The organism is Leifsonia xyli subsp. cynodontis (assembly GCF_050632205.1).
Lineage (GTDB): Bacteria > Actinomycetota > Actinomycetes > Actinomycetales > Microbacteriaceae > Leifsonia > Leifsonia xyli_D.
The window spans coordinates 3,252,646-3,264,527 of the sequence record NZ_CP192578.1 but is presented as its reverse complement, the minus strand read 5'-3'; the positions used below and the strand labels follow the sequence as shown (position 1 = coordinate 3,264,527).

The window sequence follows — 11,882 nt, the reverse complement described above, 5'->3', positions numbered from 1 at the left end:
GCTGGGTATCCGCCGACCCCCGGTGTCGCCGGCGGAACCCGGTGGTACGTTTCGCTTGTGAGCCGAATCGTGTCGGTGGCCCCGGTGCTCCCCGCCCGTAGCTACAGCCAAGGGGAGATCACCGCTGCGCTGCTCGCGATGATCACGTCCGATCCCGCACGCCAGCAGGTGATGCGCCGCATCCATGCCTCGTCCGGGGTCCAGACCCGCAGCCTGGTGATGCCGCTGGAGCGCTACAGCTCGCTGGCCTCGTTCCAGGAGTCGAACGACTACTTCATCGCCGAGGGCACCTCGCTCGCCGAGCGCGCGCTGACCGCCGCGCTCAGCTCCGCCGGCCTCACGCCGGAGGACGTCGACTTCCTCCTCTTCACCTCCGTCACGGGCATCGCGGCGCCGTCGATCGACGCGCAGCTGGTCTCGCGCCTGGGCCTCCGGCCCGACGTGAAGCGGCTGCCGAGCTTCGGGCTGGGATGCGTCGCCGGCGCCGCGGGGATCGCCCGTGTCAACGACTACCTGGCCGGGCATCCCGGCGAGGTCGCCGTGCTGCTGTCGGTCGAGCTCTGCTCGCTGACGGTTCAGGCGCGGGACGACTCCATGGCCAACATCGTGGCGAGCGGCCTCTTCGGCGACGGCGCAGCCGCGGTCGTCATGGTCGGCGACGCGCGGGCGGAGGAGCTCGGCCTCGCCGGGCCGGAGGTCGTCGACTCGCGCAGCCACATCTATCCCGACACGGCCGACGTGATCGGCTGGGACATCGGCGGCACTGGCTTCCGCATCGTTCTGAGCGCGGGCGTGCCCGAGGTGATCGAGCGGAACTTCGCCGGCGACGCACGCGGCATCCTGGCCGCGCACGGACTCGAGGTGGACGACGTGGGCGCGTGGGCCGCGCATCCGGGCGGCCCGAAGGTGCTGGAGGCGTTCTCCGAGGCGCTGGACCTGCCCGAGGGCGCGCTGGACGCGAGCTGGCGCTCGCTCGCCAACGTGGGCAACCTGTCCTCCGCCGCCGTGCTGCACGTGCTGGCCGAACAGTTGGATGCGCATCCCGCCGGCACGATCGGCCTGCTGTTCGCGCTCGGCCCGGGGGTCACCAGCGAGCTGGTGCTGCTGCGCTGGGCGGACGGCGAGAAGCGAGCCGCGCCGGCCATCGTGCCGGCCCCGGCGCTGGCAGAGTGAGCCGGGCGGCGGCGTGATCTGGTACACCCTCCTCGTGCTCGCGACCGGCGGCGAGCGCATCGCGGAGCTCATCGTCTCGACCCGCAACGCCCGGTGGTCCTTCGCCCGCGGCGGCGTCGAGTTCGGGCGCGGGCACTTCCCCGCCATGGTCGCCCTGCACACCGGGCTCCTGCTCGCCTGCCTGGCGGAGGTCTGGTTCGCGGGACGTCCGTTCATCCCGTGGCTGGGCTGGCCGATGCTCGTGCTGGTGCTCGCCAGTCAGGCACTCCGCTGGTGGTGCATCGCCACACTGGGCCCGCGGTGGAACACCCGGGTCATCGTCGTGCGCGACCTCCCGCTCGTGACCCGCGGCCCGTACCGCTGGTTCACGCACCCGAACTACGTCGCCGTCGTGGTCGAGGGCTTCGCCCTTCCCCTGGTGCACACCGCCTGGGTGACCGCCCTCGCGTTCACCGTGCTGAACGCGTGGCTGCTCGTCGTGCGCATCCGCTGCGAGAACCGCGCCCTCGCCTCCGTCCTCCCGGCCACCGCCCGCGCATGAGTCCGCAGGTCGTCGTCGTGGGCGGGGGCCCGATCGGCCTGGCCTGTGCGATCGAGGCGCGCATCGACGGGATGGACGTGGTGCTCGTCGAGCCGCGCGTCGGGCCGATCGACAAGGCGTGCGGCGAGGGCCTGATGCCCGGTGCGCTGGCCGCACTCCACCGCATCGGCGTCGATCCGCCCGGCCGCCGCCTGGACGGGGTCGCCTATCTGGACGCCTCCGCCCGCGTGGAGCACCGGTTCTCCGACCGGCCGGGTCGCGGGGTTCGGCGCACCGTGCTGCACCAGGCGCTGGCGGAGCGCGCCGCCGAGCTGGGCACGGAACGCATCCAGGCGAAGGTCACGGGCGTCGAGCGGCGCATGGACGGCGTGACGCTGACGCTGAACGACGGCCAGTCGATCGACGCGCCGTGGGTCGTCGCCGCCGACGGCCTGCACTCGCCGGTGCGTCGGATGGTCGGGCTCGAGGGCCGCGGGCAGCCGGGCGACCGGAGGCGGTTCGGGCTGCGGAAGCATTTCGCGATCGAGCCCTGGACGTCTCTCGTGGAGGTGCACTGGTCGGACGGCGCGGAGGCCTACGTGACGCCAGTCGACGATCACACCGTCGGCGTCGCCGTGCTGGGTGCGCGGCCCCTCGACGTGGATGCGGTGATCGCGGGCATCCCGGAGCTCGCCGGGCGCCTCGACGGTGTCGCGACCGTCTCCGAGCCCCGCGGCGCGGGTCCGCTTTTGCAGCGGGCGCGGGCGCGGTCGTCCGGGCGGGTGCTGCTCGCGGGGGACGCCTCCGGCTACGTGGACGCCCTCACCGGCGAAGGGATGCGCGTCGGCTTCGCGCAGGCCCGCGCGGCGATCGCGGCGGTGCGCGCGGGCAGCACCGAGCAGTACGAGCGCGCCTGGCGCGCGACGACGCGCGACTTCCGGCTGCTCACCACGGCCCTGGTGGTCGCGTCCCGGTCGCGCTTCCGGCCCCGCATCGTGCCGACCGCGGCGCACCGTCCAGAGCTGTTCGGCTCCATCGTCGAGCGCCTCTCGCGCTGATCGATTCCGGCTCTGCGCCCGTCGGAATGCCTGCATAACCAGGCATAAAAGCATGCTTAGCGCGCGCGAAGGGTGGCCGGAACGGGGGTGGACAGATTAGTATCTGAAATCGAGCATCGACATCGGATATGCGGAAAGGTGAGACATGGACCGATCAGCATCCGGCCCCTCCGACGACGCGCCTGCCGCGCAGCACGCCGCCGAACTCCGGGTCGCTCCCAGCGCCGACGTCGCGAAGGCGAACCCGGTGAAGAAGCGCACGACCGTGACCTTCTACCTGACCGACGCCATGCGCAACCGAGCGCGTGCGGCCTACCGTCAGACGTCGTTCGACGAGCGTGACAGCAGCTGGTCCGAGATGCTCAACAAGGCGCTGCTCGCCGAGGTCGAGCGTCGCGAGCTCGCGTACAACGGTGGCGAGGCGTTCGTCGGCAACGACGAGCCGCTGACGCCCGGGCGCCCGATCGGCTTCTAGGCGCGGGCACGGGCGCGCGTCGGCGCCGCACGCGTGCGTGCGCGCGAGATCCCGGCACGCCGGCGGCTGGGGTTGCCGGCGTGCCGGGAGGTCAGCACCGAAGGGATGCGCTCAGCGGGTGTGGTGGCGGTGCCCCCGGTTGCCCGCGGCGAAGGCGAGCATCACTCCGAGCAGCGCCAGCAGCGCGCCCAGGCCGCCGATGCCCAGCTCGTCGGAGCCGGTCGAGGCGAGCGCCGAGGTGCCGGTCGCCGCGGAGCCCCACGAGCCCGAGCCGGCGGCCAGAGCCGACGCGCCGCTCGCGGCGACGGTCGTGGTTCCGCCGTCGGGGAACGCGCCGGCGCCCACATCCGGACCGCCGGCGATCGGGGTCGCCGGGGTGGTCGGCGTCGCGGGATCGGTCGGCGTCGCGGGGTCGGCCGGCGTCGACGGGGTCGTCGGCGTACCCGGGGTCGTCGGCATGGTCACGTCGACCGCCGCGCTGTCGCCCACGAGGCTGATACCGTTGCCGCCCACGGTCACGGGGAGCTGCACTCCGATCGGAAGGTCGATGCCGCCCGTCGAGTCGCCGCCGGTCGTGGAGCCGCCGGTCGCGCCACCGGTCGCCGGGGCGTTGGTGGTCGTCCCCGAGGTGGTCGAGTCACCCACACCCGAGATCGCGTTGCCGCCCACCGTCACCGGAAGAGCCGCATCCACAGGGGCCTGGACGCCCGAGAGGATGCCGTCGCCCGAACCCGAGCCGCTGGTCGCGGTGCTGCCGCTGCCGGCCGCCGGAGCGGTCGTCGTCGAACCCGACGTGGTCGAGTCACCGAGCCCCGAGATCGCGTTGCCGCCTACCGTCACCGGAAGAGCCGCATCCACAGGGGCCTGGACGCCCGAGGGGATGCCACCGTCCGAGCCTGCACCGCTCGTGGCGGTGCTGCCGCCGGCCGCCGGAGCGGCCGTCGTCGAACCGGTCGACGACGAGTCGCCCACCACCGACACGGCGTTGCCGCCCGCGGTCACCGGAACGGCCGCCGAGACGGGTGCCTGGATGCCGGACAGCAGGCCGCCGTCCGTCGCCGTGCCGGTCGAGGTGGCCGTCGAACCGGAGCCGCCGGAGGTGGTGCTCGCGGAGGAGCCCGACGAGGTCGAGTCGCCGATCACCGAAATCGCGTTGCCGCCCGCCGTGACCGGGACGTCGACCGCGACCGGGGCCTGGATGCCCGAGGCGACGCCATCCGCGCCGGAGGACGTGGCGCTCGCGCCGGAGCCAGAGTCCGCCGCCGGGGCGGCGGCGGTGGAGTCGGCCGTCGCGGAGTCCCCGACGACGCTGACCGCGTTCCCGGACACATCCACCGGCACGCTGACGTCGACCACCGCCTGGTCGCCGGTCAGCACCCCGCTGACCGAATCGGGCGACACCGTCGCGCTCGGAGCCGACGGCGTGGGAGCGGCCGCCGAGGAGTCGGTGCTCGACGAGTCGCCGATCACCGAGATGCCGTTGCCCGCGATGGAGACCGGGACGGTGACGCCGACGACCGCCTGGTCGCCGCTCGCGACACCGTCGGTGCCCGAGGTCTCGGCCGCGTTCGCCGCGGCCGTTCCGGCGAGCCAGAGGCCGCCGACGCAGAGGGTGAACCACATCCCCCTGGATACGAACTTGTTCATGGTGGAGCCTTTCGAATGAGTGGGTCTCAGCCCGGGCACGGATGTGCCGGGCGAATGTCGCGTGCTGCCTCAGGGCAGCCGCGACCCACTCAGTCGGGGCTGATGTCGTGGTCGGCGACGGGGCCGGCGGGGACGTGATCGTCCGCGGCCGCGGCGCTGAGCCCGCTCCGAACGGAGACGGGGAGGAGGAAGTCGTCCGCTGTGGCCGCGGATCCGGGCACAGCTCCGCCCGGGCCGCCTGCGCCGCCCGCGGAACCGGCGGAGCCGCCGCCGGGCAGGCTGCCGCCCGGCAGACCGTCACCGGGCTCGCCGCCACCGGCCGGAGCGAGCGGAGCTCCGCCCAGGGCTCCGGCGGATACAGACGTCAGGGCGGCGGCGGAGAGGGAGCGAGCGACGCTCACGAAGGGGTGGGACAGCGCCGCCGACACGGACGGAAGCACGGCATCCTCGGCCCGCGGCTGGAGAGCGGCAGTCGGTGCCGGAACGGCCGGATCCGCCGGGGAACCCGGCTGCCCGGAGGTCGGCGGTGCCGACTCGACCGGCGACGTCACGGGCGAGACGGCCGTGTCGACCGCGCCCACCGCATCCGACACCGCCTGGTCGACCGCGCCGGTCACCGGCTGCGTCACCGACGAGACCGGTGCGGGCGGGAGCACGTCTCCGACGACGGGGACCACTGCCACGACCTCGTCCACGGTGGAGACCACCGGGTCGACGACGGCCGAGACGGGCGACTGATCGGCGACCTCGTCGACCGTGTCTGCGACGGGCGCCACGACCGCCGAGACCACCTCGTGAACCGGGGCCGGGAGGGCCGGGGCGACCGCGTGGGTCACCGCGCCCACCGCTTCGCCGACGCCGGAGGCGGCGCTCGACAGGAGCGCGCTCACGGGTCCGGGCGGCGGTGCGGGCTCGGCCGCCGAGGCGGAGGGCCCGCCGGCGAGGAATCCGAGGACGGTCAGTCCGGCGCCGGCGATCAGCGAGCCGACCAGCACGCGCGCAGGGGTGATGAAGCGGCGGTGCAGCTCCTGAGCCACCTCCGGCATACGATCACCCCCTGACCGTTCGAGACGTCGGCGAGTGTACGCCGCGGTCTACGGAACAGGAAGGGCGGAATTCCGCGGGTCGGTCGCGGCACGTTCGCGGGCCGAACGGGTGCGGCGGGCGGCGCCCGCGGCGACGCCCACGACGATCAGCGCCCCGACGGTCATGGCGGCGCCCACCCACAGCGGCGAGGCGTACCCGAAGCCGGCGGCGATCGTGAGGCCGCCCAGCCACGCGCCGAGCGCGTTGCCGAGGTTGAACGCGGCGATGTTCGCTCCCGAGGCGAGGGTCGGCGCATGCGAGGCGTACGACAGCACGCGCAGCTGGAGCGCGGGCACGGTCGCGAACCCGAACGCGCCCATCAGCACGAGCGCGACGACGGCCGGGACCGGCATGCCGGCGACGAGGGCGAACGCCACGAGCACCACGGCGAGCGCACCGAGCAGCCACAGCAGGGTGCCGTCGACGGAGCGGTCGGCGAGGCGTCCGCCCACCCAGTTGCCGGCGAAGAGCCCGAGGCCGAACAGGATGAGGAGCCAGGGCACCGCGGCCGAGGGGAAGCCCGAGACGCCGGTGAGCGTGTAGGCGATGTACGTGAAGGCGCCGAACATCCCGCCGAAGCCGAGAACCGTGGCGGCCAGCGACAGCCACACCTGCCCGGACCGGAACGCGGACAACTCCCCGCGCAGTCCGGAGGCCGACCGCGCGCCCGCCCCGGCGGGAACCAGCACGGCGACGCCGACGAGCGCGACCACGCCGATCGCCGTGATGGCCCAGAAGGTCGAGCGCCAGCCGAACGCCTGCCCGAGCAGGGTGCCGAAGGGCACCCCGAGCACGTTCGCGGCGGTCAGCCCGGTGAACATGATCGCGATCGCACGCGCCTGCTTCTCAGCCGCCACGAGGCCGGCGGCGACGACCGAGCCGATGCCGAAGAAGGCGCCGTGGCAGAGGGCCGCCACCACGCGGCCGGCGAGCATCACGCCGTAGTCGGGCGCGATCGCCGACATCAGGTTGCCGACGATGAACAGCACCATGAGGCCGAGCAGCGCCGCCTTGCGGGGATCCGCGTCGCCGCCGCAGTCAGCCCGAGCGCGCCGACGACGACCGCGAGCGCGTATCCGGAGATCAGCCAGCCGGCGGTCGCCTCGTCGACGTGGAAGTCGGCGGCGACCTCGGGCAGCAGCCCGGCGATGACGAACTCCGTCAGGCCGATGCCGAATCCTCCGAGGGCGAGGGCGATCAGGCCAGCGGGCATGGGTGTCTCCTTCTGGATACGACGGTGCTGGTGGGGCAGGGTGCGCTACCCTGTTAGTTGCAGACGCGCTGTAAATAGTTGCACGTGCAACTACATAATGCAAGGGAGACGTCATGGGCATCGCCGACGACGCGGTCGAGGTGCGCGCGCACGGCTGGCGCACGCTCGCCGCCCTGCACGGCTACATCGAGGCGGAGCTCGAGCGCGACCTCACGCGCGACGTGCAACTCTCCGTCGTCGAATACACCGTGCTGGACGCGCTGGCCCGGCAGGACGGCTGGCACATGAGGATGCAGCAGCTCGCCCGGGCGAGCGCCCTGAGCCCCAGCGCCACGACCCGGCTCGTGAACCGCCTGGAGGAGCGCGGCCTGCTGACGCGCATCCTCTGCGCCGACGACCGCCGCGGGATCTACACCGAGCTGACCGCGTCCGGTCACCGGCTGCTCGACACCGCGCGCCCGGTGCACGACGCCGCACTCACCCGGGCGCTCGACGGCGCCAAGGCGATCCCCGAGCTGAGCCCGCTGGTGGATGCGCTCCCCCAGCTGACCGCCCAGCCCGCCTGAGCGGCGCGCTGGTCAGCGCAGCACTTCGACCAGCGCCACCCATGAGAACAGCACGGTCGTGATGATGGCCAGGATGGTACCCACCGCCACGAACACGAGCCCGCCCGTCTCGGCGCCCGCAACCAGGAGCACTCCCCCGATCGCATAGGCCGCGGGCGGGACGGAGAACAGCGCGACGCGTTCGGCCGTCCACCTCCGGAACCCGGTCTGCACCGCATCCCGCTGCACGGCGAGCGCCGACCGCACCACGACGACGCCGCAGAGCGCCGTTCCCACCAGCACCTGGACGCCGTATCCGACCGGCACCTGGCCGGGGATGAGCGCCGCACAGCACAGGGCCACGCCGAGGATGAGCGACGCGATGGAGGCGCTGGCGCGTGCGGCCAGTCCCCGCGACTCGGCGATCATCCGGATGTTGACCGACAGGGCGACGATCAGGAGGCCGCCGAGCGCCGCGCCGGCCCCGGCGACCGCCACATTGAACTCGGACCACGAAGCGAACGGCTCCAGCATGCCGCCAGCGTAGCGGCGCGTCGCGGCCAGGGCGTATAACGGGGGCATGGCGGACGCGATCACCAACTGGATCGAGCTGTACCGGCGCGCATGGGAGAGCAACGAGTCCGACGACATCAGAGCCCTGTTCACCGAGGACGCGAGCTACCGCACCGAACCGTTCGCCGAGCCCTGGGACGGGCACGCGGAGATCGTCGAGGGCTGGCTCGAGGCGCAGGACGACCCGGGCACCACGACCTTCGAGTGGCGGCTGCTCGGCCAGGACGGTCCGGTGTACTTCGTCGAGGGCGTCACCGACTACGACGACGGCCCCATCTACAGCAACCTGTGGATCGTCCGCCTGGCGGAGGATGGCCGCGCCGAGGAGTTCACCGAGTGGTGGATGGAGCAGGAAGCCGACCTGGGCTGACCGAGCGGGGTCAGGCCAGCTGGCCCAGCCATAGCCCGAGGCCGGCAGCGGCGAGCGCCAGCGCCAGCATCCCCACGCCGTTCACCAGGGCGGCCCGGTAGCGCCGCTGCTGCGCAAGACGCACGGTCTCGTAGCTGGCGGTGCTGAAGGTGGTGTACCCGCCGAGGAACCCGGTGCCGAGCACCGCACGCCACTCGGGCGGCAGGCCGTGCGCGAGCGCGAGCCCGGTCACGAGCCCCAGCAGGAACGATCCCGTGACGTTGATGATCGTCGTCCCGATCGGGAAGCCGACCCGCAGCCACGCCCGCAGAGCTCCGTCGACGACGAGCCGCGCGACCGCGCCGACGCCGCCGGCCGCCGCGACGGCCAGCACGAGCAACCCCGTCATCCGCGATCCCGATCCGCGCGGCGGCGCGCGATACCCGATGCCAGCGCGATCCCGGCGACCGACGCGGCGGCGCCGATGACGATCGTGGCGGTGGCGTAGAGGACGCTGAGCCCGACGCTCTGCGCGGCGATGAGGCCGTCCGTGTCGACCGCGAGCGAGCTGTACGTCGTATAGCCGCCGAGGATTCCGGTGCCCGCGAACAGGCGCACGTCGCGACGCGCGCCCTCGTCCGGTCCCTGCTGGGCCAGCGTCTGCAACAGCCAGCCGAGGATGAACGCGCCGGTGACGTTGATGAGCAGCGTGATCAGCGGAACCCCGCCGACCGGAGGGACGGCGAGGGTGAGCAGATACCGGACGGCCGTGCCGAGGGCGCCGCCGAGGAAGACGAACAGGAGCGAGCGCGGCCGAAGATGCAGCGGCGCTCCGTGACGGTCCGGCGTCACTGGGCCGGCGGGTCTTCCCACGGGAAGCGCTGGGCTCCCGGGACGGGGTTGAGCGGAACGACGATCACAGGACGGTGCTGGCGGTGCGCCAGGTGGATCGCGACGGAGCCGTTGAAGAACTCGCGCAGGCTGCCGCGCAGCCCGGCCTCGCGCGTCCCGACCACGATGTAGCGGGCGTCCAGTTCGTCGGCCAGCCGGGCGAGCGACCAGGCGGGGTCGCCCGCGAGCTGCTGAAGCGAATACGGGATGCCGCGGCCGTCGAGCACGGTGCGGATGTGCGCCTCCAGGTCGGGGTCGAACCGCTCCTCCTCGGTTTCCGGCAGGTCCGGGTCGTACGGCAGCGCGACCACCGTTCCGTCGACGTAGTTCGACACGACGTAGCGGTCGGGGTCGACGTTCGCGCACACGAGCGGGACGTCCAGGTCGTCCGCCAGACGTGCGGCCTGCTCCAGCACCGCGACCGGCTGGCCGGGGACCACGGCCGCGAGGATGCCGCCCCGCCCCGCGAGCTCGTTGCCCTTCATGCCCCTAGTGTGCACCATCACGGGTTCACTCGCGCGTGGCCGTGGGGTACGTTCGGCGTTACAGCGTCTGAGAGGAGCCCGAACCGATGGCCGACACGCCACCGCTGCCCCGGGAGCGCCGCCGCACCACCCGCGGGCTCCGTCCGCTGCCGGAGCTGACCCGCGACCTCGTGGCCCAGCTGCGCCGCCTCGTCTCGACCGAACTGGCCCTCTTCAAGGCCGAGATGGCCGCGAAGGCGAAGGCCGCCGGTATCGGCGCCGGCCTGCTCATCGGCGCGTTGCTGTTCCTCTTCTTCGCGTTCGCGGTGCTGATCACGGCGGCGGTGCTGGGCTTCGCGCTCATCCTGCCCGCCTGGCTGTCCGCGATCATCGTCGGCGTCATCCTCATCGTCATCGCGGTCGTGCTCGGCCTCATCGGGATGCGCAGCCTCAAGAAGGGCCTGCCGCCCGTTCCGGACGATCTCGGCAGCGAGATGCGCGCCGACGTGCAGGCCCTGAAGGGAGAACAGCCGTGACCTCGGAGACCGTCCCCTCGGTGAGCCGCGAGGGCGAGCGCCCCGCGGGCCGCCCGCCGCTCCCCAAGGGCGCGGGCATCAACTCCCTCAAGCTCGACCTCGAAGTGACGCGCGAAGAACTTGCGAGCACGCTCGACGACCTCTTCGCGACCTTCAACATCCGCGTGCAGATCCGGTCGCATCCCGCCTTCTTCACCGGGCTCTTCCTGGTCGTGGCCGCCGGGGCCGCCGGGATCGCCACCCTGCTGGTGCGGAGGCGCGGGCGTGCCCACTGACCGGGGCGGGGTGGGCAGCGACCGCGCGAAGGCGATGCGGCGGATCGAGGACCACAACAGCCTCCCCTGGTACCGCCTGCCGTGGGGCTTCATCCTCAAGCGCACCATGCGCAGCTACTCCACCGATCAGGCGACCGACCTCGCCGCCGGGCTCACGTACTTCGGCGTGCTGTCGCTGTTCCCGGCGCTGCTCGCGCTGGTGAGCCTCCTCGGCATCGTCGGCCAGAGCCAGGCGGGCATCGACGCGCTGTTCGGGATGGTCAACGACCTCGCCCCCGGAATGACCGATGTGCTGAAGGGCCCGATCGAGAGCCTCGCGTCGTCACCGGCCACCGGGTGGGCGCTCGCGATCGGCATCGTCGGCGCCGTGTGGTCGGCCTCCGGCTACGTCGGCGCCTTCGGCCGCGCCCTCAACCGCGTGTACGGGGTGCAGGAGGGGCGCACGTTCATCGCCCTGCGCCCGGTGCAGCTCGGGGTGACGCTCCTGGCCCTCGTCGGTGTCTCGCTGCTGGCGCTGCTGCTCGTGGTCTCCGGTCCGGTCCTCGAGTTCCTCGGCGGGTTCATCGGCCTGAGCGAGGCGTTCGTCGCGGCGTGGAACGTCCTCCGCTGGCCGGTCGTGGTCATCGTCATCGTCCTGCTCGTGGCGGTGCTCTACGCATCCACCCCGAACGTCAAGCACACGCGGTTCCGCTGGCTCACCCCCGGCTCGATCGCGGCGATCGTCGTGCTGGGCATCGCGTCGGCCGGGTTCGCGTTCTACGTCGGCAACTTCGGCAACTACGACAAGACGTACGGCACGCTCGCCGGCATCATCGTCTTCCTGCTGTGGATCTGGATCGCGAACAACGCGCTGCTGTTCGGCGCCGAGCTCGACTCCGAGACGGAGCGCGCCCGCGAGCTCGTGGCCGGGATCGAGGCCGACGACGTGCTGCGGCTGCCGCTCAAGTCGGACAAGGCCCTGGTCAAGCGGCGCGAGGTGCACGCCGGTGACATCCTGGCGGCGCGCGAGATCCGTCGGCGCTACGGCCCGGGGCGAGCCCAGCCCGGTCAGGCTCAGAAGGCGGCTCGCTAGGCTCG

At 72.8% G+C, this 11,882-nt stretch carries 15 protein-coding genes and 1 pseudogene; 9 read left to right on the top strand and 7 right to left on the bottom strand.

The features are described 5' to 3' along the window. Positions 1-57 precede the first annotated feature (57 nt). From ACQ86M_RS16355 to ACQ86M_RS16340, 4 genes are all read left to right on the top strand, one after another. A complete protein-coding gene (locus tag ACQ86M_RS16355) occupies positions 58-1,173 on the top strand; it encodes a type III polyketide synthase (protein ID WP_431246197.1) in 1,116 nt (371 codons plus the stop codon). Between the two features lie 13 nt (positions 1,174-1,186). Beyond that, complete coding sequence (locus tag ACQ86M_RS16350) at positions 1,187-1,714, top strand: isoprenylcysteine carboxyl methyltransferase family protein (RefSeq protein WP_431246196.1); 528 nt, start codon at positions 1,187-1,189, stop codon at positions 1,712-1,714. After that, positions 1,711-2,751: an NAD(P)/FAD-dependent oxidoreductase gene (locus tag ACQ86M_RS16345; RefSeq protein WP_431246195.1), complete on the top strand. Its 1,041-nt coding sequence runs from the start codon at positions 1,711-1,713 to the stop codon at positions 2,749-2,751. The genes ACQ86M_RS16350 and ACQ86M_RS16345 overlap by 4 nt, the downstream gene beginning before the upstream one ends. Positions 2,752-2,896: 145 nt before the next feature. Next, positions 2,897-3,226 (top strand): ParB family protein, encoded by a 330-nt coding sequence (locus ACQ86M_RS16340; protein ID WP_431246194.1) that lies wholly within the window; start codon positions 2,897-2,899, stop codon positions 3,224-3,226. A gap of 111 nt (positions 3,227-3,337) precedes the next feature. Here ACQ86M_RS16340 and ACQ86M_RS16335 read toward each other — a convergent pair whose 3' ends face one another. From ACQ86M_RS16335 to ACQ86M_RS16325, 3 genes and pseudogenes are all read right to left on the bottom strand, one after another. Next, entirely contained in the window at positions 3,338-4,873 is a 1,536-nt protein-coding gene (locus ACQ86M_RS16335) for a chaplin family protein (RefSeq protein WP_431246193.1), read from the bottom strand. Positions 4,874-4,962: 89 nt separating this feature from the next. Continuing rightward, a complete protein-coding gene (locus ACQ86M_RS16330) occupies positions 4,963-5,919 on the bottom strand; it encodes a hypothetical protein (RefSeq protein WP_431246192.1) in 957 nt (318 codons plus the stop codon). A gap of 48 nt (positions 5,920-5,967) precedes the next feature. Next, positions 5,968-7,172: pseudogene (locus ACQ86M_RS16325) on the bottom strand (MFS transporter). 113 nt (positions 7,173-7,285) lie between these two features. Here ACQ86M_RS16325 and ACQ86M_RS16320 point away from each other — a divergent pair. Further along, positions 7,286-7,738 carry a MarR family winged helix-turn-helix transcriptional regulator gene (locus tag ACQ86M_RS16320; protein ID WP_431219656.1) on the top strand — a complete coding sequence of 151 codons (453 nt, stop codon included), beginning with the start codon at positions 7,286-7,288 and terminating at the stop codon, positions 7,736-7,738. Between the two features lie 12 nt (positions 7,739-7,750). Here the strand turns inward: ACQ86M_RS16320 and ACQ86M_RS16315 are convergent, their stop codons facing one another. Next, entirely contained in the window at positions 7,751-8,251 is a 501-nt protein-coding gene (locus ACQ86M_RS16315; protein ID WP_431246191.1) for a hypothetical protein, read from the bottom strand. Between the two features lie 46 nt (positions 8,252-8,297). Between ACQ86M_RS16315 and ACQ86M_RS16310 the strand changes: the two genes are divergently transcribed. Beyond that, a complete protein-coding gene (locus ACQ86M_RS16310) occupies positions 8,298-8,660 on the top strand; it encodes a nuclear transport factor 2 family protein (RefSeq protein ID WP_431219654.1) in 363 nt (120 codons plus the stop codon). Positions 8,661-8,670: 10 nt separating this feature from the next. Here the strand turns inward: ACQ86M_RS16310 and crcB are convergent, their stop codons facing one another. Genes crcB through ACQ86M_RS16295 form a run of 3 tightly spaced genes read right to left on the bottom strand, consistent with a single transcriptional unit; the run spans position 8,671 to position 10,015 of the window. Next, positions 8,671-9,048, bottom strand: a complete 378-nt coding sequence (gene crcB / locus ACQ86M_RS16305; RefSeq protein ID WP_431246190.1) for a fluoride efflux transporter CrcB — start codon at positions 9,046-9,048, stop codon at positions 8,671-8,673. Next, positions 9,045-9,491 carry a fluoride efflux transporter FluC gene (locus ACQ86M_RS16300; protein ID WP_431246189.1) on the bottom strand — a complete coding sequence of 149 codons (447 nt, stop codon included), beginning with the start codon at positions 9,489-9,491 and terminating at the stop codon, positions 9,045-9,047. The genes crcB and ACQ86M_RS16300 overlap by 4 nt, the downstream gene beginning before the upstream one ends. Further along, a complete protein-coding gene (locus ACQ86M_RS16295; protein WP_431219651.1) occupies positions 9,488-10,015 on the bottom strand; it encodes a universal stress protein in 528 nt (175 codons plus the stop codon). The genes ACQ86M_RS16300 and ACQ86M_RS16295 overlap by 4 nt, the downstream gene beginning before the upstream one ends. An 86-nt stretch (positions 10,016-10,101) precedes the next feature. On the opposite strand from ACQ86M_RS16295, the gene ACQ86M_RS16290 reads away from it, so the two are divergent. Genes ACQ86M_RS16290 through ACQ86M_RS16280 form a run of 3 tightly spaced genes read left to right on the top strand, consistent with a single transcriptional unit; the run spans position 10,102 to position 11,877 of the window. Continuing rightward, positions 10,102-10,530, top strand: coding sequence for a phage holin family protein (locus ACQ86M_RS16290; RefSeq protein WP_431219650.1), 429 nt, complete (start codon positions 10,102-10,104; stop codon positions 10,528-10,530). Beyond that, the gene (locus tag ACQ86M_RS16285; protein WP_431246188.1) at positions 10,527-10,805 is read left to right on the top strand and encodes a hypothetical protein; all 279 of its coding nucleotides are present in this window, start codon (positions 10,527-10,529) and stop codon (positions 10,803-10,805) included. Before ACQ86M_RS16290 ends, ACQ86M_RS16285 begins: the two co-directional genes overlap by 4 nt. Further along, a complete protein-coding gene (locus ACQ86M_RS16280) occupies positions 10,795-11,877 on the top strand; it encodes a YihY/virulence factor BrkB family protein (protein ID WP_431219648.1) in 1,083 nt (360 codons plus the stop codon). The genes ACQ86M_RS16285 and ACQ86M_RS16280 overlap by 11 nt, the downstream gene beginning before the upstream one ends. Positions 11,878-11,882 lie beyond the last annotated feature (5 nt).